We start from the raw sequence: 2,286 nt of genomic DNA, 5'->3' as shown, positions 1-2,286 counted from the left end.
AGCAGCCCGAGCACGTCCATGACCACAGGAAAAAAGAACGGCGCAACGCCCAACAGGATGCCGGCGATCACCACACCGCTCATGACGTTGCCATACAGGCGTATGGCCAGGGATATACCGCGCGAGAATTCGCTGATGATATTGAACGGCAGCATCACCACAGAGGGCTGCACGTAGGTTTTCAGATAACCGCCGATACCCTGCCGGGTAATCCCGAACAGGGGCACGGCAATCAACACCGATAGAGCCAGAGCCGCCGTGGTGGAAAGCGAGGCCGTTGGGGGCGCGAATCCCGGCACAACGAGCAGGAGGTTCGAAAATGCAATAAACAGGAACAGCGTTCCGGAAAAATAGAGCACATGGCGAGAGGCTCGCGGCGAGATTTCCTCGATCTGGCTCTGAATCGCCGTCACAATCACTTCCAGCGTGGTGCGCCAGCGGTTCGGTGGCACATCCGGACGCAAATTCCGGGTAATAATGATGGAGGTGAGGGTCAGCAGGATCATGACGATCCAGGTAAAGCCCACGGTCTCATTGATATCCAGGCCCCAGACCGTGAAAAGCGTTGTTTCATCGGGCGTCAGCTTCATCAGACTTCCTCCGGGTGCGGTATTCGTGCCAGGAAAGTCGCCAGGTAGCGCACCAGAAAAAACGCCGCCCCGTAGCCTGCGAAAGCCCATGGCAGGGTTCCGCCCCCTGTTACCAACCAACCCACCGCCAGGAGCAGTCCGATGCGCACCACGGCACTGGGTAAAAGCACCTCTGATGGTCTGGAAGAGCCCAGAGCAAAACGCACACTCGCTGCCAGGCCGGCGAAATAAAGAATGCTCACAGCCACGCCGGCACCAAATCCCCAAAGCACATCCGGCCAGTCAATGATCATCATGGTCCTGCTCCTCCTCTTCCTTGCCTTCCCTGCCGATCCACGCCCAGGCGATGAAACCGCCCAGAGTGACGCCACCCAGAATCAGCGCAAGCACCCATGGGAAATCCTGGGGCATGGTGCGATCCAGCCAAAGCCCGAGAAACGCGCCGCCAACAGTCGGGACAGCGATCGACCAGCCGATCATCCCGAAGGCACCCAGACCGCGCAGCGGGCTTGCCCCGGGGTTTTCCCGGGCTTTCTTCAGGCGCCGGGCCCGGCGCCCGATCTCATCTTCTGGCGTTCTGCGCTTCTGAGTCATGGCTTGGGCCGCTGCAGGTCTGCGAACCGCCTGACCATGCCAGCCTCCAGCCTGGACAGGGCTGACCGGGCCACCCGTTCGTCTTCATCCACCTCAATGAAGTTCTTGCGGACACTCTCCTGCAGGGTAGCCAGATCCGTGCCCGGAGCGCCGCGCCGGATCGCAACATCCACCTTGTGCCCCTGTTTCACAAGAATGCCCTCGTCGATACCGAAGATTTGCTCATGGCCGTCCTCCAGGGTCAGAATCAGCACCGACGGCACCAACGAGGTGACAAAATCGATGTGATTGGGCAGCATTCCGAAGGCCCCATTTTCGGCGACCGCGAACAGCTTGCGGGCGCTGCCCTCAAAGAGCATTCGGGTCGGCAGCCGGATAGTGACGTCCATTGCTTCAGCCAGCGTCATGCGACCACCTCTGGCAAAGCGCCAATCATGTAGTACTCACTCTCATCCCGATCGAATTCGGTCTGCTCCAGAATCGCTTCACAACCATCGAGGGTCTCGGCAATGGTCACCCGCTTGCCTTCGGCACCGGTAAACGCGGCGGTGGTAAAAAACGGCTGGGTCAGGAAGCGCTCCAGCCGGCGGGCACGGGCTACGGTGGTTCGGTCAGCCGCCGAGAGCTCCTCGATGCCCAGCATGGCAATGATGTCCCGCAACTCTTCGTACTCGGCCAGGGTTCTTCGCACCGCCCGCGCAATGTCGTAATGCCGTTGGCCGACCACCGACGGTGTGAGCATGACCGATGAAGACGCCAGGGGATCAATTGCCGGGTAAAGCCCCTCACTGGCCCGTTTGCGGGACAGCACCACAGAGCCGGACAAGTGCGAGAAGATATGGGCGGCGGCAGGGTCCGTGAAGTCGTCCTCTGGCACATACACCGCCTGAACCGAGGTAATCGCGGCACTGTGGGTGGAGGTGATTCGTTCCTCCAGCTCGGCCAACTCGGTCGCCAGGGTGGGCTGATAGCCAACCCTGGAAGGCATACGCCCAAGCAGCCCGGAGACTTCCGAGCCCGCCTGGACAAAGCGGAAAATATTGTCGATCAGCAAAAGCACATCCCGATGCTGTTCATCGCGGAAATATTCCGCCATGGTCAG

The 2,286-nt window shown here is 60.3% G+C and carries 5 protein-coding genes; all 5 read right to left on the bottom strand.

Features of this window, described 5'->3' with window-relative positions; all coding sequences use genetic code 11:
- Positions 1–590: F0F1 ATP synthase subunit A (locus B2W52_RS08235; RefSeq protein ID WP_286802426.1), on the bottom strand; the 590-nt coding region annotated here is incomplete at its 3' end.
- Positions 590–886 carry an ATP synthase subunit I gene (locus B2W52_RS08230; protein ID WP_273069084.1) on the bottom strand — a complete coding sequence of 99 codons (297 nt, stop codon included), beginning with the start codon at positions 884–886 and terminating at the stop codon, positions 590–592. The genes B2W52_RS08235 and B2W52_RS08230, both read right to left, overlap by 1 nt.
- Positions 873–1,184 (bottom strand): AtpZ/AtpI family protein, encoded by a 312-nt coding sequence (locus B2W52_RS08225; protein ID WP_273069087.1) that lies wholly within the window; start codon positions 1,182–1,184, stop codon positions 873–875. Before B2W52_RS08225 ends, B2W52_RS08230 begins: the two co-directional genes overlap by 14 nt.
- Complete coding sequence (locus tag B2W52_RS08220) at positions 1,181–1,591, bottom strand: ATPase (protein WP_273069088.1); 411 nt, start codon at positions 1,589–1,591, stop codon at positions 1,181–1,183. Before B2W52_RS08220 ends, B2W52_RS08225 begins: the two co-directional genes overlap by 4 nt.
- On the bottom strand, positions 1,588–2,286 hold a 699-nt coding region (locus tag B2W52_RS08215; protein WP_476738518.1), incomplete at its 5' end, for an ATP synthase beta subunit C-terminal domain-containing protein. The genes B2W52_RS08220 and B2W52_RS08215, both read right to left, overlap by 4 nt.

The sequence above is a fragment of the Marinobacter sp. UBA2498 genome, assembly GCF_002341575.1.
Classification (GTDB): domain Bacteria; phylum Pseudomonadota; class Gammaproteobacteria; order Pseudomonadales; family Oleiphilaceae; genus Marinobacter; species Marinobacter manganoxydans.
This window is presented reverse-complemented; position numbering and strand designations above follow the sequence as displayed.

Coding starts and splice junctions, on each gene's coding strand:
- B2W52_RS08225 (WP_273069087.1), bottom strand. CDS start 1,184: ATGACTCAGAAGCGCAGAACGCCAGAAGATGAGATCGGGCGCCGGGCC.
- B2W52_RS08220 (WP_273069088.1), bottom strand. CDS start 1,591: ATGACGCTGGCTGAAGCAATGGACGTCACTATCCGGCTGCCGACCCGA.
- B2W52_RS08230 (WP_273069084.1), bottom strand. CDS start 886: ATGATGATCATTGACTGGCCGGATGTGCTTTGGGGATTTGGTGCCGGC.